Origin of the sequence: Aggregatibacter segnis, assembly GCF_003130075.1 — a bacterium.
GTDB classification, from domain to species: Bacteria; Pseudomonadota; Gammaproteobacteria; order Enterobacterales; family Pasteurellaceae; genus Aggregatibacter; species Aggregatibacter segnis_A.
Genome location: NZ_NRCW01000004.1, coordinates 261,484 through 281,099 on the forward strand (window position 1 = coordinate 261,484; position 19,616 = coordinate 281,099).

The following is a 19,616-nucleotide window of genomic DNA, read 5'->3' on the forward strand; positions in this document are numbered from 1 at the left end:
GCAGAATGGAAAAAATGATTTTTAGTCAACAGGAGCTGGTTGAACAACAGGATGCTTTCATCGCCAAGCAGGAATTTCATGAAAACCAAGCTGTGCCAGATACAGATGCAGACAATGTGCCGTTGGAAGGTGAATTGTTAGAAGCGCAATTTGAGCAAAGTGTTCAACCGCCACCACGTTGGTGGAAACGAGCTCTGATTGGAACCGCACTTTTATTTTTTACTGCGACAGTAGCGCAGTCCGTGCAATGGCTGGTGGATACTTGGCAGCAAAATCAATGGATCTATTTTGCCTTTTCCTTGGTGTTATGTTTGGCGGTGTTACTTGGTATTTCTGCCATCATCGGAGAATGGCGACGTTTGGTGAAGTTGCGTAAGCGGGGTGAAATGCAGCATCAAAGCCGCGAATGGCTGGAAAGTGCGGTCGTTTTTCACGGTGAATTTCCTGCGGCAACCCATCAACAAGCGATTGAATTGTGTGAGCAAATGGGCAAATTAATGAAACTGGACGCGCAACAAGGGGATTTGGCGAAGTGGCGTCAGCAAATAAACGAATCTTATTCCGTGCCGGAAGTATTACATTTGTTCAGCCAAAATGTATTGCTCCCTTTTGATAAACAGGCCAAAAAATTGATTAACAAAGCAACGACGGAGTCGGCAGCATTGGTGGTGATTAGTCCGTTGGCGTTGGCAGATATGTTTTTTATTGCTTGGCGCAACATCCGTTTGGTCAACCAAATTGCACGGCTTTATGGCATTGAATTGGGCTATGTTAGCCGCCTTCGGTTGTTGCGCATGGTATTGGTAAATATGGCTTTTGCCGGGGCGACAGAATTGATTCAAGATCTTGGCGTGAATTGGCTTTCGCAAGATCTCACTGCCAAACTTTCTGTCCGTGCCGCACAGGGCATTGGCGTTGGATTGTTGACGGCGCGATTGGGTATTAAAGCCATGGAATTTTGTCGCCCGTTGGCATTTGAGGCGAATGAAAAACCGCGTTTATCTCACATTCACAAAGAATTATTGAGTCATCTTGGCACGAGTATTTTTGATAACTTGAACGTGAAGCAAAAAGATAAGGTGTAAACTGTAAATAAAACTTGCCAAAGTGGTTGGCGATTTTTTGTTGTAACGGTATCATGACAACCGTTTTCTATTGAATGTGCTTTTTACTTCTCGAGGCTTCCTATGGCAACGTCTAAAAATACTGATGCTTTTTCTCATATCGTGACGCGAAATCCGCAAATGCAGGACATTATCGCCAAAGCGAAAAAATTTGCTTTATTAGATGCGCCATTATTGATTCAAGGGGAAACCGGCACGGGAAAAGATGTGATTGCCAAAGCTTGCCATGATTTTAGTGCGCGTCGGAATAAGGAATTTCTTGCGGTGAATTGCGCCGGTATTCCGGGAGAAGATGCGGAAACGGAAATGTTCGGGCGACGCAATAAAGATGGCGAATTTATCGGTTTTTTTGAATATGCGGATGGCGGCACGGTGTTGTTGGACGGGGTGGAGGAGTTGCCCTTAACCTTACAGGCAAAGTTGCTGCGTTTTTTGAGTGACGGCACCTTTCGTCGCGTGGGCGAGGAAGAGGAACATTACGCCAATGTTCGCGTCATTTGCACCACACAACAGCCACTACAACATTATGTAGAACAAGGCAAAATGCGCAGTGATTTATTTCATCGATTAAATGTGCTGACGTTAAACTTGCCTCGGTTGCGAGATCGCGTGGAAGATATTGAACCTCTAGCTCGTCAATTTATTCGTGAAATCAGTGAAAAACTCGCTATTTCCGCACCGCACTTTGCTGCTGAATTTTTATATTATCTTCAACAATATCCTTGGTTCGGCAACATTCGTGAACTCTATAATGCCTTGTACCGCGCGGTTTCCTTAACAAAAGACAATCAGTTACATATTGAGGATCTAGGTTTGGAAACATCGGTCTCTGCATCGCAAGAGATGAATGGCTTGATGATGGAAGGTGCAACCTTAGAGGAAATAGTGGGGCGATTTGAAGCGGCAGTGCTGACCAAATTTTATGCCCAATACCCGAGTTCCCGAAAACTTGCCGCGCGCTTGGGTGTTTCCCACACGGCAATCGCGAATAAATTACGCCAATACGGGATTGGCAAATCCTAGTCTTTTTCTGGCTGAATTGGGTTGAATGTCTCAAGTGTCGGAAAACGTTTAACCAGTTTCAGCCATTCTGTTTTTTCAAGACGAATACTTAATAAAAATTCACCATATTCACTGATTTCTTCTTTTTCCACGCAATTGAGTTCATACAGCGCATGACGAATTTTTCCTTCCGATGGTGAAAGTTGAAGCGGAAATTGGAGAATATAGTCTGTTAAACGAACACGAATAGCTTCCAATAAAAGTTCAAGGCCATCTGCAGAATTAGCCGAAATATAGACCGCACTTGGCTGGTGTTTTTCATCGTATTCGATGTGCGGCGTTACGTTTTCTAGTTGATCGATTTTGTTGTACACCAATAATCGTGGCACATCTTGTGCACCGATTTCTTCAAGAACGTGATTCACCGCCTCGATATTTTCTAATTTTCGGGGATCGGCGCAATCAACCACGTGGAGCAATAATGCGGCTTCGGTGGTTTCCTGTAAGGTGGATTTGAAGGCGGAAATTAAATCGTGGGGCAAATCCCGTAGAAAGCCTACCGTGTCCGCCAAAATCGTTGTGCCGACATCTTTTAAACTGAGTCGACGCAATGTGGGATCGAGCGTAGCAAATAACTGATCCGCCGCATACACATTGGCAGAGGTCAATAAATTAAATAGGGTAGATTTTCCGGCATTAGTGTAACCCACTAAAGAAATAGTCGGGATATCTGCTTTTTGGCGCGTTTGACGATTCTGATTACGTTGCTTGGCGACTTTTTCCAAGCGATTTTGTAACTGGTTGATACGCACTTTTATTAAACGGCGGTCGGTTTCCAGTTGAGTTTCACCGGGGCCACGCAACCCCACCGCACCTTTTTGTTGATCTAACCCGGTTTTACGGCGCACCAAACGTGTGGCGAGGTGTTTTAACTGGGCCAGTTCCACTTGTAATTTCCCTTCGTGAGAGCGGGCGCGTTGAGCGAAAATATCTAAAATTAAGCCGTTGCGATCGACTACGCGACAATCACACAAGCTTTCTAGATTACGGGCTTGTGCAGGCGTTAACGTATGATTTACTAAAATTAAATCGGCTTGGTATTGTTTGACCGCATCGGCAATTTCTTCCGCTTTGCCTTGCCCAACAAAATATTTAGCTTGTGGCGAACTGCGGCTACCAGTGATGACGGTGAGAATATGTGCTTGAGCAGATTTGGCGAGGAGTTGAAATTCGTTTAAATCGTCTACATTTTTCTGCCCCTCAAAAAAACAGTGAACGATAATGGCATTATTCAATGCGTGATGTTCATTTTTTTGGGGATTTTCAGACGCAAAAAGTGCGGTGGAAATTTCCGCAGAATCCACCGCACTTTCAGTTAAACTTTCTTGAGTTAAATTATCGAGTAAATTAGCCAATATTTTCAGCTTTGTTATTCTGCTTGAGCATCAATATTATTTTCTACAGAAGGAGTTTCCTGTTGTTGCACTTGGTGTTGTTGCTGTTGGTTCGCATTGTGATGCGCGACAGAACGTGCCGGAACAACAGTTGAAATTGCGTGTTTATAAACCATTTGATTTACCGTGTTCTTCAACAAAATCACGAATTGGTCAAACGATTCGATTTGCCCTTGTAATTTGATACCGTTTACTAAATAGATTGAAACGGGAATGCGTTCACGACGTAATGCATTCAAGTAAGGATCTTGTAGAGATTGTCCTTTTGCCATTTTTCTTTCCTTCTTTTTGTAAAAATGATGAATTAAAACAATACAGCAAGCTGTATGCCTCCGCGAATCAATATAGCAACAATTATATTGAAAGTCACTAGGCGCAATCTGTGTTTTACGCTTTCGTTGAAACCGATGTTAATACTTTTTCAAGGGCTTGAGCTGGTTGCAAACTATCCAACCATTGAATCGGTGATGTCCAACCACGTAGCCAAGTGATTTGGCGTTTTGCTAATTGGCGGGTTGCGCAGATACCACGAAAAACCATCTCATCGTGGTCATAATCACCGCGTAAATATTCCCACATTTGTCGATAACCCACACAGCGAATAGACGGCAGGTTCTCGTTTAAGTCAGAACGACGATACAATTTTTCGACCTCTTGCTGAAAACCAAGTTCAATCATTTTGTGAAAACGTTGCTCAATTCGAAGATGTAAGACCTCTCGTTGCTCCGGTGCAATCGCAAATTGCAGAATGTCATACGGCAAGGCCTCGCCTTTTTGTGCCGTTAATTCCGTTAAGGTCTTACCAGTTAAATAAAAGACTTCTAATGCGCGGTTAATCCGTTGCGAGTCGTTCGGGTTAATGCGTTGTGCTGAAATCGGATCGATTTTACTGAGTTCTTGATGTAATCCACCCCAACCGATAAGTGCTGCTTTTGCCTCAATTTCCGACCGCACTTTTTCGTCTGCGGAGGGAAGGGGCGACAGACCTTCCAATAAGGCTTTGTAATACAACATTGTGCCACCCACCAATAAGGGGATTTTGCCTTGTGCGCTAATCTCTTGCATTTCGCGTAAAGCATCTGTGCGGAAATTTGCCGCAGAATAACTTTCTGCCGGATCACAAATATCAATTAAACGATGAGGTGCCAGTGCCAGTTCGGCTTTTGAGGGTTTCGCCGTGCCAATGTCCATGCCGCGATAAATCAGGGCAGAATCCACACTGATGACTTCGACGGGTAATTGTTGGCGCAACTGAATCGCCAAATCCGTTTTGCCGGAGGCAGTAGGCCCCATTAAAAAAATCGCTAAAGGTTTGTGTTCTAAATGCTGCATAGTTAGCGGGCTAATTGAGTTAAATAAGGCTGCCAGTCAATTTCTACCAGTAAATCTAACAGGCGAATTTGCTGCTGCTTCGCGAGTAACTGTTCGGTTTCGGTCAGTAAATTTACCGCATCGGCAAGCACGGTGATTGGCGTTGAGGCTAAAGGTGCCAAAAGTGCGGTCAAAAATTCAGGTAAATTTTCGAAAGATTGATTTAATAACGAAACAATCATGTGTTGTAAGTTTTGTTGGCGCAAATGTGCCGATACTTTTTGTAACGTAATTTTATGTTGCGCCGCCTCTTCCATAAAAACAAAGCCGATTTGCTCGAAAAAGGCTTTTTGTTGAAGCCATGCCTGCCATTGTGCATCGGATAAACGGAAAATAATCGGAATCAACAATGGTTGAGAGGTTGGCACCAAAGTTAAATTCAGCGTTTGTTTGAGTTGTTGCAAACGCGCAAGCGAGAGCAAATAAAAACGTTGTTCTTGCTGTAACAACAAGGCTTCATGTTGAATTAATGCAAGGGCGTGCAAGAAATTGGTATGCGGTTTTTTAACTTCCGTTACGCTGGTTTGCATGGTTGTGGAAGAATCTGCCCACAATGCTTGATGGGCTTTTAACACGCTTGGTGTAATTGATTCACGCGGAGACGTTTCGCCATAAAAGTGCGGTGGATTTTGCCGCTGTTTTGGTGATTCGTGATATCGGTTTTCTTGATGGACATTGGCGGAATAAGTCGCTGGTTGTGCAAATATATTTTGTCCCGCAGCCGAACGATTAGGTTTCGTATGCGTTGAAACTTCCCACACACCGGCAGGTTCTTCCACGCCACATTCTGTTGGCGGTGTATTCAACGGCATTGGCTCGGAGGCCAACGCATTGGTGATACCTTGGGTGATGAAATCATGTACCAAACGAGATTGCTGGAAACGCACTTCATGTTTGGTAGGATGTACGTTCACATCAACATCATTTGGATTGAGATCAATAAACAGCACAAAAGCAGGGTATTGATCGTTGGTTAAATAGTCAGCGTAGGCTTGTCGAATGGCGTGGGTAATGATTTTATCGCGCACCATACGACCGTTTACATAACAATAATTTAAGTCATTCTGCGGGCGATGAAAGTGGGGTAATGCAACCCAACCGGACAAATGCAGATCATCGTGTTTCCAATCAATTTGCAACGCATTCTGAATAAAATCATCCCCACAAATCGCCGCAACACGCTTTAATTTTTGTTCATTCGTGACCGCACTTTTGTATTGGCGTAATACTTTGCCATTATGTGTAAGGGTAAAACTGATATTAAATTTGGCTAATGCAATACGGCGAATGACTTCATCAATATGAGAAAATTCGGTTTTCTCGGAACGTAAAAATTTGCGGCGGGCAGGGGTGTTAAAAAATAAATTTGCCACTTCAACCGTTGTCCCCACCGGATGGGATGCGGGTTGAATGGTGGTTTCCATGTCGCGACCTTGGGCATAGACCTGCCAAGCTTCATTTTGTTCTGCGGTACGAGAGGTGAGAGTCAAACGGGAAACAGAACTGATGCTGGCAAGGGCTTCGCCACGGAATCCCAAACTTAAAATGGCTTCCAAATCGGCAAGATCGGCAATTTTACTGGTGGCATGACGAGCAAGCGCTAAAGCCAATTCTTCTTTGGCGATACCAATGCCGTTGTCGCGAATCCGAATAAGGCTTGCGCCGCCGTTTTCAATATCAATTTGAATTTTATCGGCACCGGCATCCAGGCTGTTTTCCACCAATTCTTTTACCACCGAAGCAGGACGTTCTACCACTTCTCCGGCAGCAATTTGGTTGGCTAATTGTGGCGATAAAATACGTATAGTCATTATTTTTTCCCTAGATTATCGTCAAGCAGTTGGATTTTTTGTCCGCTTAACACTTTGCCATCTTTTAATTTAGGATTTAATTTCAACAGTTTATTCGGTGAAACTTTATATTCACGTGCTATGGAGTAAAGCGTTTCATTTTTTTGCACCGTATGGAATTTCGGTATTGCTTCTTTGACTTCCACCTTATTTTTACTTTGCTCTTTCGGCTTAGTAGGGCTGTTATTGGATTTCTCTTGTTTTTTATTTTTTTCTGTAGCCTTAGTTTCTGTCGATTTGGTTTCCTTAGCGTTTGGAGCGTTTGTTTTTGGTGTTTTTTCTGTTTTTACCGACTGAGTTGGTTTTGCTTCTTCTATTTTGGCGTCTCCCGGAATTTTCAGGGTTTCACCCACCAAGAGTTCTTTTCGCTTGAGTTTATTGAACGTAAGGATGTCAGCAGAGGAAACTTTATATTTTAAGGCTAATTTACCTAAGGATTCGCCTCGTTTTACGGTATGACGAATACCACTATCTTTAATGTCGACAGATTTAATCTCTTGGGGGTTTTCCTGAGAAACTTGTGTTTGACTCTCTTTTTCTTCAACGCTTTCCTTGACGTTATTTTTGCCGTTACTTGGAATTTTAATGGTTTCGCCGATTCGCAATTCTTTGCGTTTTAATTTATTCAAAGCAAGAATATCCGCTGCTTTTACGCCGTATTTGGCCGCAAGTTTTGTTAGACTTTCACCGGCTTTTACGGTGTGGCGTAAGGCGCTATCGTTTGTCTCAAGTGCGGTCGATTTTTCATCTGTTTTTGCTGTGGCAATTTTAGGTTCGTCTTTATAGTTTTTACGGCGGTATTCCACTAAGCCGTTGTAAATGACTTGGGCGATTTTTTTACGATATGCCGGTGTACTTAATTTGAGTTCTTCTTCTTGATTAGATAGAAAGCCGGTTTCTACCAAAATGGAGGGAATATCCGGTGAGCGCAACACGCCAAGGCTGGCATGGCGTGGCGTTGGACGGCTTAAAGAGGCAATTTGGGAAAAGTGGCGTAAAACGATATTGCCTAATTCATATCCGACGCGTTGGCTATGACCAAATTGCAAATCCAATACGGTTTGATCTAAATATTTTTCATTGTGTGAAGCAAGCACGTTGCCGGCGCCGCCGAGTAATTCTGAACGTTTTTCATGATCTTCCAGCCATTGCCCCATTTCATCATTGGCGCGGCGATTGGAGAGAACCCACACTGAAGCACCGCGTAAATTCGGGGTTTCGGAGGAATCGGCATGGATGGAAACTAAATAATTGGCTTTGTATTTACGAGCAATTTCTGAACGCTGTGGCACGGAAATAAAATAATCGCCGTTACGGGTGAGTACTGCACGGAAGTGAGGATCTTTATCCAGTAACGCTTTTAATTCTTTGGCGATGGAAAGTGTGACATTTTTTTCATAAATTTTGAGATTGAGTCCGATTGCGCCAGGGTCTTTCCCACCATGGCCCGGGTCGATTGCTATCGTCCAAGTATTATTTGCAAACGCTGAGAGCGCAAAAAAGAAAAGGCTGTTAATCAAAAGAAATCTAAACATCATTTTGGGTTTCATTGTGATAAAGGGTTAATTCAGTTTTTCAATAATGTGTCGACCGGTTTCCGATTTAGCAATTAATTCAATATTGCGGGCATGTTCAGCGTAATGAATATTGACGAGTAAATCCGGTGAGGCAAGCAAACCGGCACCTTTTTCAGCCCACTCAATTAAACAAATTGTGTTTTCTGCGAAGTAATCGCGAATGCCCATAAATTCAAGTTCTTCCGGATCAGATAAGCGATATAAGTCAAAATGATAAATATTTTTTCCTGAAATTTTATATTCTTCTACGAGCGTATAAGTAGGGCTTTTTACATTGCCTTGGTAACCCAACGCTTGAATCATGCCACGACTTAATGTGGTTTTCCCTGCGCCGAGTTCTCCATTCAGATAGAGTGTAATGCCTTTATGATTGGGCACTTGGCAAATGGCATCAATGAGTTTTTTGCCAAAATCACACATGGCATTTTCATCAGAAATATATTGAATTAATGTTTCAGTCATCTTCTTCATCGGTTGAAAAATAAGGCTCGATTGTACCGCACTTTGAGGGAATTATGTAGTTTTATGATTGCGTAACGTTGCCAAGAGTGATGGCACAAATGTCATCATGAAAGTTACTTGTTAAGCATAAAAAAATCCCCCGCAAACGCGAGGGATTGTGAATTTGGAGCGGGAAACGAGGCTCGAACTCGCGACCCCGACCTTGGCAAGGTCGTGCTCTACCAACTGAGCTATTCCCGCATTCACATCAAATGAATGAGACGGCATTATACGAATATTTTTAGGCAGTGCAAGTATAAAATCATGAAAATGATGCACTTGTTTATATATTCGTCGATTTAGTCCATCTTTAAAAAATGTTCGCGATAGTGAGCGAGTTCTTTGATGGATTCACGAATATCGTCTAATGCCAAATGGGTGTTTTGTTTACTAAAGCCGTCCAGAATTTCCGGTTTCCAGCGGGCGGCTAATTCTTTTAATGTACTGACATCAAGGTGGCGATAGTGGAAGTAGTCTGCAAGCTCCGGCATATATTTAAAGAGAAAGCGTTTGTCTTGTGCCACACTGTTGCCACAAATCGGTGATACCCCTTTCGGCACGTATTTCTTGAGGAAATCTAAGGTTTGTAATTCTGCCGCGCGTTCGGTTAATTTGCTGTTTTTAACGCGTTCAACCAAACCGTTTGCGGTGTGGGTTTTCACGCACCAGTCGCTCATTTTATTGAGTAATTCATCAGATTGGTGGACGGCTATAACAGGCCCTTCGGCAAGAATATTTAAATTTTTATCGGTCACAATGGTTGCGATTTCAATAATGCGTTCTTTTTCCGGATCTAAGCCAGTCATTTCAAGATCAATCCAGATCAGATTTTGTTTATCTAATGTCATTATATAAGGTATCCTATGGGAAAATTTTCCTTATTCTAGCGAAAAACGCTATAAAAAACGACCGCACTTTGTATGAGTAAACCCAAATTAACGCAAAATCAAAAACGCCGAATTCAATCCAATAATAATAAGGTATTACATCGCCATCAGAAGAAAGACATTGATTGGCAGGATGAGATGTTAGGCGATTCGCAGGATGGCTTGGTTGTCACGCGCTATGCCCGTCATGCGGATGTGGAAAATGCGCAAGGTGAGATTTTTCGTTGTAACTTGCGTCGCACATTGGCGAGTGTTGTCGTAGGCGATCGTGTGATCTGGCGACAAGGTAATGAGCAGTTGCAAGGTGTAAGTGGGGTAATCGAAGGGGTTCATGGGCGCAAAAATGAAATTTCTCGTCCGGATTATTATGACGGCATTAAAGTTATTGCTGCCAACATTGATCGCATCATCATTATTTCTTCCGTATTGCCGAGTTTGTCGCTGAATATTATTGATCGTTATTTGGTGGTGTGCGAAGAAGCCAACATTGAACCCATTATTGTATTGAATAAAGCCGATATGTTGACGGAACAACAATGGCAAGACGTGGATTCACAGCTGAAAATTTATCGTGATATCGGCTATCAAACGCTGATGGTTTCAGCGCAAAATAAAAAAAATCTGGAAAAACTGACCGCACTTTTATCGGATGGCGTGTCTATTTTTGTAGGACAATCCGGTGTGGGAAAATCCAGTTTGATTAATGCTGTCTTGCCGGAGGTGGACGCGTTGGTCGGAGAAATTAGTTCAACCTCGGGTCTTGGACAACATACCACAACTTCCTCTCGTTTATATCATTTACCGCAAGGTGGCAGTTTAATTGATTCGCCGGGCATCCGTGAATTTGGTTTGTGGCATTTGGAAGATGAACAGATTACAAAAGGATATCGTGAATTTCAAACGGTGCTAGGCACCTGTAAGTTCCGTGATTGTAAGCATTTAAATGATCCCGGATGTGCCTTACGTCAGGCGGTAGAAGAGGGAAAAATCAGTGCTGTTCGCTATGAAAATTATCATCGTTTGTTAACCAGCAAAAAGGAAATGAAATCGCAGCGCCATTTTTCTGCTGAATAAAAGTGGTTTACCATTTTTTAGGTATGATATGTTAACTTTTAGTTAATGAAATGACCGATTTTTCTTTTTTTTTGTGATCTAATTCAAATTTTAAGCCAAATCGTCTTGCGCATTCATTGTGTTCGTCTGACACTGCATCATATTTATTTTAACTATTTAAATAAATATTTAACGAATCCCATCCACTTTTTCCAGAGGAAAATCATATGTACTCAAAAGATGTTGAAATCACAGCACCTAACGGCTTGCATACTCGTCCGGCGGCACAATTTGTAAAAGAAGCAAAAGCATTTGCCGCAGATATTACAGTTACTTCTGCAGGAAAAAGTGCGAGTGCAAAAAGTTTATTTAAATTACAAACATTAGCATTAACTCAAGGGACGGTGATTACGATTTCTGCTGAAGGTGAAGATGCGGAAAAAGCGGTTGAACATCTTGTTGCATTAATTCCTACGTTAGAATAATTCTTTCGCCATAATTTGCGTTCTTATGTTTTTAATAAAAGCATGGAGAGCCGTGAGTTATGGCTTTGTTTTATTTGTTCGGTGATTGATTTTTGTTCAATTTACATCAATGAATTTAGATAATAGAGAAGGTCATTATGATTTCAGGAATTCCAGCCTCTCCCGGCATTGTTTTTGGTAAAGCGCTTGTCCTTAAAGAAGAAAAAATTGTTCTGGATACGCAAAAAATTAAAGAGAGCCAAATTGATGCCGAAATCGCGCGTTTTTATGAAGGGCGCAGTGCGGCAGTTGAACAATTAAATTCAATAAAAGATCGTGCTTATGCTTCTTTAGGGGAAGAAAAAGCGGCGATTTTTGAAGGCCATTTGATGATTCTGGAAGATGAGGAGTTAGAGGAAGAAATTCTTGATTATCTTCGTTCAAATAAGGTGAATGCTGCCGTAGCTGCCAATGTAATTATTGATCAGCAAGTCGCCATGTTGTCTGAAATTGATGACGAATACCTAAAAGAACGTGCCGGTGATATTCGTGATATCGGCAATCGATTGATTAAAAATATTTTAGGTATGCACATCGTTGATTTAGGTGAAATCAATGAAGAGGCGATTTTAGTTGCCTATGATTTAACGCCCTCTGAAACAGCACAGCTAAATTTAGATAAAGTGTTAGGTTTTGTGACGGATATCGGCGGTCGCACATCACATACGTCCATTATGGCACGTTCTCTTGAATTACCGGCAATTGTCGGGACGAACAATGTTACCGAGTTGGTGAACACCGGTGATTTCTTAATTCTTGATGCCTTAAATAATGCGGTTTACGTTAACCCTTCCCAAGACGAAATCCAACGTCTAAAAACATTGCAAGCGAAGTTAGCGGAAGAAAAAGCCGAATTGGCAAAATTAAAAGATTTGCCGGCATTGACGTTAGATGGACACCGTGTGGATGTGGTAGCCAATATTGGTACCATTCGCGATGTTGAAGGTGCCGAGCGTAACGGCGCAGAAGGCGTGGGTTTATATCGTACTGAATTCTTGTTTATGGATCGCGATCAGCTACCAACAGAAGAAGAGCAATTTATTGCTTATAAAGAAGTGGTGGAGGCGATGAATGGTAATTTGGTGATATTACGTACCATGGATATTGGTGGCGATAAAGAATTGCCGTATTTGAATTTGCCGAAAGAAATGAACCCATTCCTCGGTTGGCGTGCTATTCGTATTGCCTTGGATCGTCGTGAAATTTTAAATGCGCAATTAAGAGCGGTGTTACGCGCATCCGCTTACGGTCGATTAGCCGTTATGTTCCCGATGATCATTTCTGTGGAAGAAATTCGAGAGCTTAAATCTGTGATTGAAGAATTAAAAGTTGAATTACGCAATGAAGGCAAAGATTTTGATGAAAATATTCAAATCGGTGTTATGGTGGAAACGCCATCCGCTGCGGTGAATGCCAAATTCTTAGCAAAAGAGGTCGATTTCTTCAGTATTGGTACGAACGATTTAACCCAATATACGTTGGCCGTGGACCGTGGCAATGAGCTCATTTCTCATTTGTATAACCCAATGAGTCCGTCTGTGCTGAATTTGATCAAACAAGTCATTGATGCTTCTCATGCGGAAGGAAAATGGACCGGCATGTGCGGTGAATTAGCCGGTGATGAAAATGCCACGATCTTACTATTAGGTATGGGCTTGGATGAGTTTAGTATGAGTGCAATTTCTGTGCCACGCATTAAGAAATTAATTCGTAACGTCAATTATCAAGATGCAAAACTCTTGGCTGAAAAAGCGTTACAGCAACCAACGGCTGCCGAAATTGAGCGCTTAGTTGCTGATTTTTTAGCAGAAAAAGCATTAAATTAGATACAATTTTCGCTTTTTAGGCTAGAATACGACCAGATTTTAAACTTCAGGAGATGATAAAAAATGGGTTTATTTGACAAACTATTTGGCTCAAAAGATAAGAAAGCAGTTGATGTAGAAATCTATGCACCGCTTTCCGGTGAAATCGTGAATATTGAAGATGTTCCGGATGTTGTTTTCTCCGAAAAAATTGTTGGTGATGGTATCGCAATTCGTCCAACCGGTAACAAACTGGTTGCACCGGTAGATGGCGTTGTCGGTAAAATCTTTGAAACCAATCACGCGTTTTCTATGGAATCCAAAGAAGGCGTTGAGTTATTCGTTCACTTTGGTATTGATACCGTTGAATTAAAAGGTGAAGGTTTTACTCGCGTGGCGCAAGAGGGTCAAAGCGTTAAACGTGGTGACACCATTATCGAATTGGATTTAGCCTTATTGGAAGCCAAAGCGAAATCTGTGTTAACCCCAGTGGTGATTTCCAACATGGATGAAATCACCAATATGGAGAAAAAATCCGGTGAAGTAGTTGCCGGGGATTCCGTTGTGTTGGTGTTGAAAAAATAAATAGATTTTAAAGAAGCGAAAGGCTTACTTGTTATGAGTAAGCCTTTTTTATAAGTTCAAAAACACATTGAATAATGACCGCACTTTGATTGCCGCAAAAGTGCGGTCATTTTTTTCAGCATTTTTAGTTTGCAATACCTTTGTGACGCAGCAACGCATCTAACTCTGGTTCGCGGCCACGGAAGTTTTTGAACAAGGTCATCGGTTCTTCAGAGCCGCCTTTGGTGAGAATTTCATCCAAGAAGGATTGGCCGGTTTGGGCATTGAAAATCCCTTCTTCTTCAAAACGCGAGTAGGCATCTGCCGATAAAACCTCCGCCCATAAATAGCTGTAATAGCCTGCGGCATAGCCACCGGCAAAAATATGACTGAAGCTATGTGGCATTCTTCCCCATTCTGCGCCAGGGATGACGGCAACTTGGCTTTTCACTTCGTGTAACATCGCTAACACTTGATTTTGCTTGTTCGGATCAAATGTGTGGTGCAAGCGGAAATCAAACAGCGCAAATTCTAACTGACGCAAAACAAACATCGCAGCTTGGAAATTTTTGGCTTTAAGTAATTGGCTGAGTTTCTCTTTTGGTAGCGGTTCGCCGGTTTGATAATGACCGGAAATGAACTGTAGCGCCTCTTCCTCCCAGCACCAGTTTTCCATAAATTGGCTTGGCAATTCCACGGCATCCCAAGGCACACCGTTAATGCCCGCAACATCGGCGACATCAATTTGAGTCAACATATGATGCAATCCATGACCGAATTCATGGAATAGCGTCGTGACTTCATCATGCGTGAATAAGGCCGGTTGGTCGCCAAGTGGGCGATTGAAGTTACAGGTTAAGTACGCCACCGGTTTTTGTAGGCTGCCGTCAATCGTTTTACGACGACCGATACAATCGTCCATCCAAGCGCCACCGCGTTTATGTTCACGAGCGTATAAGTCTAAATAGAAGCTACCGCGTACGTCATCTTTTTCATCAAGTAAATCGAAGAAACGCACATCTTTATGCCAGGTTTCAACGCCATGGCGCTCCACCGCGCGAATATTAAAAATGCGTTTAATCAATTCAAATAAACCGCTCAATACGCGATCTTCCGGGAAATACGGACGCAATTCTTCATCGTTGATGGCATATAAATGTTGCTTTTGTTTTTCGCTGTAAAAAGACAGATCCCAAAGCTCAAGTGCGGTCAAATTATAGTGCGTTTTGCAGAAGTCTTTTAATTTTTGTAATTCACGTTCGCCTTGGGCTTTAGAGCGTGTGGCGAGATTTTCTAAGAAATCCAACACCTGCTGCGGATTTTCTGCCATTTTGGTGGCGAGAGATAATTCGGTGTAGGTGTTGAAATCTAATAATTTGGCTAATTCCACGCGTAGAGTGAGGATCTCTTGCATAATCGCCGAGTTATCCCATTTACCGGCATTTGGCCCTTGATCGGACGCGCGGGTGGCAAAGGCGCGATACATTTCCTCGCGTAATTCACGGTTTTCACAATACGTCATTACGGGAATATAGCTTGGGTATTCCAAGGTGAAGCGATAACCTGTGACACCTTTGCTTTCTGCGGATTGTTTGGCCGCTTCCAGTGCGGATTCCGGTAAGCCTTTGAGCAGGTTGACATCTTCAACGATCTTTTCCCAGCCCATGGTGGCGTCTAATACGTTATTGCTAAATTGTGAATTCAGTTCGGACAAGCGGGCCGCAATCTCGCCATAGCGTTTTTGTTTTTCTTCCGGCAAGGAAATACCCGATAATTTGAAATCGCGTAAGCTGTTTTCAATAGCTTTCTTTTGCGCTTGAGTATAACCGACAAATTCAGGGCTATTTTTTAATTGTAAATAGGCTTCGTATAACCCTTGATGTTGACCGACCCACGTGCTGTATTCGGCTAATAATGGCAAACAGGCTTGATAGGCTTCGCGTAATTCTGGGCTATTTTTCACCGAGTTTAAATGAGAGATTGGCGACCATACTTTGCTTAAACGATCACCGGCTTCGGTTAACGGTAGAATGAAATTTTCCCAAGTAAAGTGCGGTTGATTTACCACGCGTTCTACCGTTTCGCGGTTTTCTTGAATAAGTTGTTTGATGGCGGATTCAATATATTGCGGTTCAATTTTAGAAAATGCAGGAAGTGCGGTTGGCGTCAGTAATGGGTTTGTCATGAAGCTATCCTTAATATAAATAAATGTAGTGAGTAAAATTGGGCTCGATTTTATGATTTCAAGCTTGAAAAATCTACCAATTCAATTATGATTGCGAATAATTTTTATTTTGAGGTTTGCAATGAAATACTTTTACATTGGATTAGGTTTTGTTTTTTTGGCGTTAGGTCTTATTGGTATTGTTGTGCCTATTTTACCGACCACGCCATTTTTGCTTTTAACGTTGTTTTTCTTTGCAAAAGGTTCAAAACGTTTACACAACTGGTTTGTGGGCACAAAGATTTATCAAGCACATTTAAAAGATTTTCATGAACAACGCGCTTTAACTAAAAAAGCCAAAATTTACATTTTGAGCTTTTCCACTACGATGTTGTTAATGGGTTTTTATTTCACACCAAGCATTATCGGCAAAAGCATCATCATGACTGTGTTGTTGATTAAATATTGGTTTTTCTTTTTCTGGATTAAAACCCTCGAAGCAGAGTAAGCTTCAAACATTCGTGTATAATGTGCGCAACTTATTTCATGAATGTATTTCAATGCGTATTTTCCACTTTAAAAGTGCGGTACTTTTTTTAGGTGTTTTTTTTCTCAACGGATGTGATGAAAACGCTCAAAAGCCCGCCGAAACCTCTCTAACGGTTGATGCATCTGCAACACCGGAATTCTCTCAATCCCGTCGCCAACGATTAGTTCGCGGTGTTTATTCCGATTTATTTCTCAATCCACAACAAGCGTCTAGCATTGATCAAGTTGCTTTTCTGCGTGATCTTTTTGAAGGATTGGTGATTTACGATACCAAAGGCAATATCGTGCCGGCGGTGGCGGAAAATTGGCAAACTCAAGACAATAAAACGTGGCAATTTACGTTACGCGAAACTGCTAAATGGTCCAATGGTGAACCCGTGAAGGCTCAGCAATTCGTGGCAAGCTGGCAGGCATTGGCGAAATCTAATAGCCCGTTAAAAGATTATCTGGCGTACATGAATCTGCTCAATGCGGAGAAAGTATTAAAGCAGGAACTGCCACCGGAGGCGCTGGGAATCGTGGCGGAAAACGACCGCACTTTACGTTTAACCTTAGATAAACCAACGCCATATTTGCCACACATGCTGGCTCATAGCAGCTTGTTGCCGCAATATTTACAACCTCATGAAGGCATCGTGACCAATGGGGCGTATCAAGTTAGCGGTCAGCAAGGTGAGCTTATTCATCTCGAACAGAATCCACACTATTGGGCGAAAGAAAAAGTTTCCTTCAAAAACGTGGATTATCAAAAAATCACCTCACAACAGGAAGTGGGCGCATTAGATATTGTGTGGCAACCACAGCAATACGTTGAACAGACACAATATTTTCCGCAGCTCTGTACTTATTTCTATGCGTTTAATTTCAACATGCCGCAATTGGCACAAAGTTCCGTGCGTAAAGCTTTGGCGATGCTGACATCTCCTCGTCGTTTACTGCCTGAAAACCCAAGTCGGTTCTATTTAACGGATAATTTCTTACCGCAGTCTATGCAAACGGCGGAAAGTCACTGGGAACAAACACCGGTAGAACAATTATTGAGCCAAGGTCAAATTAGCGAAAAAGCCCCGTTAAAATTGACGTTAAGCTACGATCAATCGGAACTACATAACCAGTTAGTGCAAGGGGTGATTCGTATGTGGTCACAGTCAGATATGATCCGAATTATTGGCGAAGGCATGTCGAAATCACAGTTATTAGAAAATATTGCCAAAGGCAATTTCCATATTGCCCGTTCCGGTTGGTGTGCTGATTATAACGAACCCTCCGCATTTTTAAGTTTGTTCTATAGCCATAGTCCGGATAATAAAAGCGGTTATCGTAACGAAGAAGTGGATCGTTTGTTTGAGCAAAGCTTAAAGGTAATTCCATCGGCAGAACGTACCGCACTTTATAGCCGAATTGAGCAAATTTTGCAGGAAGAAAATGTGGTGTTGCCACTATATCAGTCCCGGCTTCCTGTTTATCTTCATCCAACCTTAAACGGTTATGATTCAGACAATCCTACAGAGGTTATTTACAGCAAGGATTTGTTCCGACGGATTGAGTAAAGTGCGGTTGAAAATAGGAACGTTTATTTAAGTGTTAAAAGTATGCTTGGATAGCTATTTGAGATAGCTGCCTTAGAAAAACAAAAAGCACAAACGCAATGAACGTTTGTGCTTTTTTATTTAATGTGAGGCTGTTATTTTTTCGGCACTTCTTCTTGGCAATACGGGCATTCCATTAAATGTTGTTCGCCGTTATGCACGATAAAATGGCCCATTTTTTTGGCTTTGGTATCTAAATAAGCCGTGTTATAGCGGTTTTCGCCAACATTCAGGGGCACACGTTCTACCACATTAATACCGGATTGTTTCATGGTTTCAATTTTTTCAGGGTTATTGGTGAGTAAGCGAATTTGTTTCACGCCCAATAAATCGAAAATGTCTGCACACACGCTAAAATTGCGTTCATCGGCAGCAAAGCCCAAAGCCAAATTAGCCTCGATGGTATCCATGCCTTTATCTTGCAAAGAATAAGCGCGGATTTTGTTAATTAAGCCAATGCCGCGACCTTCTTCACGGTGATAAATCAATACGCCGCGACCTTCTTGTTGAATTTGGCGTAATGCGGCGGCAAGCTGGAAACCGCAGTCACATTTTAAACTATGCAAGGCATCGCCGGTGAGGCATTCGGAATGGATGCGTGCTAAGACGGGTTCTTCTGAATGGCTAATGTCGCCCAAGACTAAAGCAACATGTTCTTTTTTCGTGTCGGGAAATTCAAATCCCACAATTTTAAATAGCCCGAATTCTGTCGGTAAATTGGCTTGGGCAACGAGTTCAATTTTTGCCATAACGTGTCCTTATTTTGTCCTTATTCTTTTTCTTTTGCCGAGTTCTGGTGATAAAATGATGGCTCAATTTTATCTATGGTTATGAATATGTTAAAAAGGTTGTCATTATATACACTATTGCTTTGTCTTGTCCCTCTTTTTGTCTGGTTGTTCTCTTGGCAGTGGAGTGGCAGTCTCATTTTTGAAGACTACGAGCATCCTCTATATTGGTTGACAGAAAGTGGGAGTGTGCCTTACGCCATTATCACTTGCGGCGTTTTTGCGTTGCTTTTTTTACCATTATTTCCTCAGCGAAAACAATGGATTTTAGCTGTTGCTGTAATGGCTTTTTCAATGGTTGTGACGCAAGGGCTGAAATCCGGATTGAAAAATGCATTTACCGAACCACGACCTTTCGTGACGTATGTCGTCGAGCAGACCGGCACAAGCACTGAGGCTTTTTATGCGCAAGATCGTAAAGTACGGGCGCAATTTGTTGAGCAATTCTATCAAATGAAAGACGCTGTACCGGAATGGATTAAAGGACATTACGCGAGCGAAGTCGGCTATTCTTTTCCATCCGGACATACGATTTTTGCGGCCAGCTGGCTTATGTTAACGGTAGGATTCGTACAATTAATCGGTAATCGAAAAGGGCGTGCAAAATTATTAATTGCATTTATGAGCTGTTGGTCGGTGTTGATGTTGGTCAGCCGTTTACGTTTCGGCATGCATTATCCGATTGATTTATTGATTTCCGTGTTAATTGCGTGGTTAGTACATTGGGTGATTTTTGCATTTTTAGCGAAAAAACAGTATTTCCAAAAAACGGAATAAGTGGCTAAAAGTGCGGTAGGTTTTTCAGGTATTTGTT

Annotated in this window: 18 protein-coding genes and 1 tRNA gene; 9 read left to right on the forward strand and 10 right to left on the reverse strand. The window is 42.1% G+C overall.

Features of this window, described 5'->3' with window-relative positions:
* Window positions 1-5: 5 nt before the first annotated feature.
* Entirely contained in the window at window positions 6-1,085 is a 1,080-nt protein-coding gene (locus tag DK415_RS06555) for a TIGR01620 family protein (protein WP_109432948.1), read from the forward strand.
* A gap of 102 nt (window positions 1,086-1,187) precedes the next feature.
* A complete protein-coding gene (locus tag DK415_RS06560; protein WP_109432949.1) occupies window positions 1,188-2,147 on the forward strand; it encodes a sigma 54-interacting transcriptional regulator in 960 nt (319 codons plus the stop codon).
* Here DK415_RS06560 and hflX read toward each other — a convergent pair.
* The 8 genes from hflX to orn all read right to left on the reverse strand — a co-directional run bounded on the left by hflX (window position 2,144) and on the right by orn (window position 9,727).
* Window positions 2,144-3,541, reverse strand: a complete 1,398-nt coding sequence (gene hflX, locus DK415_RS06565; protein ID WP_109432950.1) for a ribosome rescue GTPase HflX — start codon at window positions 3,539-3,541, stop codon at window positions 2,144-2,146. The genes DK415_RS06560 and hflX overlap by 4 nt on opposite strands.
* A gap of 14 nt (window positions 3,542-3,555) precedes the next feature.
* Window positions 3,556-3,852: an RNA chaperone Hfq gene (hfq, locus tag DK415_RS06570; protein WP_006717716.1), complete on the reverse strand. Its 297-nt coding sequence runs from the start codon at window positions 3,850-3,852 to the stop codon at window positions 3,556-3,558.
* Between the two features lie 115 nt (window positions 3,853-3,967).
* Window positions 3,968-4,912 (reverse strand): tRNA (adenosine(37)-N6)-dimethylallyltransferase MiaA, encoded by a 945-nt coding sequence (gene miaA, locus DK415_RS06575; RefSeq protein ID WP_109432951.1) that lies wholly within the window; start codon window positions 4,910-4,912, stop codon window positions 3,968-3,970.
* A 2-nt stretch (window positions 4,913-4,914) separates the two neighbouring features.
* Window positions 4,915-6,762 carry a DNA mismatch repair endonuclease MutL gene (mutL, locus tag DK415_RS06580; protein WP_109432952.1) on the reverse strand — a complete coding sequence of 616 codons (1,848 nt, stop codon included), beginning with the start codon at window positions 6,760-6,762 and terminating at the stop codon, window positions 4,915-4,917.
* Window positions 6,762-8,351 (reverse strand): N-acetylmuramoyl-L-alanine amidase, encoded by a 1,590-nt coding sequence (locus DK415_RS06585; RefSeq protein WP_109432953.1) that lies wholly within the window; start codon window positions 8,349-8,351, stop codon window positions 6,762-6,764. Before DK415_RS06585 ends, mutL begins: the two co-directional genes overlap by 1 nt.
* A gap of 12 nt (window positions 8,352-8,363) precedes the next feature.
* Entirely contained in the window at window positions 8,364-8,840 is a 477-nt protein-coding gene (gene tsaE, locus DK415_RS06590; RefSeq protein WP_109432954.1) for a tRNA (adenosine(37)-N6)-threonylcarbamoyltransferase complex ATPase subunit type 1 TsaE, read from the reverse strand.
* A gap of 164 nt (window positions 8,841-9,004) precedes the next feature.
* A tRNA-Gly gene (locus DK415_RS06595) sits at window positions 9,005-9,080 on the reverse strand.
* Window positions 9,081-9,178: 98 nt separating this feature from the next.
* Window positions 9,179-9,727: an oligoribonuclease gene (orn, locus tag DK415_RS06600; RefSeq protein ID WP_109432955.1), complete on the reverse strand. Its 549-nt coding sequence runs from the start codon at window positions 9,725-9,727 to the stop codon at window positions 9,179-9,181.
* 72 nt (window positions 9,728-9,799) lie between these two features.
* On the opposite strand from orn, the gene rsgA reads away from it, so the two are divergent.
* The 4 genes from rsgA (at window position 9,800) to crr (ending at window position 13,733) form a co-directional block, all read left to right on the forward strand.
* The gene (gene rsgA, locus DK415_RS06605) at window positions 9,800-10,840 is read left to right on the forward strand and encodes a small ribosomal subunit biogenesis GTPase RsgA (RefSeq protein WP_109432956.1); all 1,041 of its coding nucleotides are present in this window, start codon (window positions 9,800-9,802) and stop codon (window positions 10,838-10,840) included.
* A 206-nt stretch (window positions 10,841-11,046) separates the two neighbouring features.
* Window positions 11,047-11,304 carry a phosphocarrier protein Hpr gene (gene ptsH / locus DK415_RS06610; protein ID WP_006717733.1) on the forward strand — a complete coding sequence of 86 codons (258 nt, stop codon included), beginning with the start codon at window positions 11,047-11,049 and terminating at the stop codon, window positions 11,302-11,304.
* A 137-nt stretch (window positions 11,305-11,441) separates the two neighbouring features.
* Window positions 11,442-13,169: a phosphoenolpyruvate-protein phosphotransferase PtsI gene (gene ptsI, locus DK415_RS06615; protein WP_006717735.1), complete on the forward strand. Its 1,728-nt coding sequence runs from the start codon at window positions 11,442-11,444 to the stop codon at window positions 13,167-13,169.
* 63 nt (window positions 13,170-13,232) lie between these two features.
* On the forward strand, window positions 13,233-13,733 hold the full coding sequence (crr, locus tag DK415_RS06620) for a PTS glucose transporter subunit IIA (RefSeq protein ID WP_048750187.1): 501 nt from the start codon (window positions 13,233-13,235) through the stop codon (window positions 13,731-13,733).
* A 124-nt stretch (window positions 13,734-13,857) separates the two neighbouring features.
* On the opposite strand, the gene prlC is transcribed toward crr, so the two are convergent.
* Window positions 13,858-15,897: an oligopeptidase A gene (gene prlC / locus DK415_RS06625; protein WP_109432957.1), complete on the reverse strand. Its 2,040-nt coding sequence runs from the start codon at window positions 15,895-15,897 to the stop codon at window positions 13,858-13,860.
* A gap of 121 nt (window positions 15,898-16,018) precedes the next feature.
* Here prlC and DK415_RS06630 point away from each other — a divergent pair, with 121 nt between their 5' ends.
* Entirely contained in the window at window positions 16,019-16,384 is a 366-nt protein-coding gene (locus DK415_RS06630) for a YbaN family protein (protein WP_109432958.1), read from the forward strand.
* Window positions 16,385-16,436: 52 nt separating this feature from the next.
* Entirely contained in the window at window positions 16,437-17,975 is a 1,539-nt protein-coding gene (locus tag DK415_RS06635) for a peptide ABC transporter substrate-binding protein (RefSeq protein ID WP_109432959.1), read from the forward strand.
* A 134-nt stretch (window positions 17,976-18,109) separates the two neighbouring features.
* Here the strand turns inward: DK415_RS06635 and ribA are convergent, their stop codons facing one another.
* Window positions 18,110-18,763: a GTP cyclohydrolase II gene (ribA, locus tag DK415_RS06640; RefSeq protein ID WP_109127816.1), complete on the reverse strand. Its 654-nt coding sequence runs from the start codon at window positions 18,761-18,763 to the stop codon at window positions 18,110-18,112.
* A 75-nt stretch (window positions 18,764-18,838) separates the two neighbouring features.
* On the opposite strand from ribA, the gene DK415_RS06645 reads away from it, so the two are divergent.
* On the forward strand, window positions 18,839-19,579 hold the full coding sequence (locus DK415_RS06645; RefSeq protein WP_109432960.1) for a phosphatase PAP2 family protein: 741 nt from the start codon (window positions 18,839-18,841) through the stop codon (window positions 19,577-19,579).
* Window positions 19,580-19,616 lie beyond the last annotated feature (37 nt).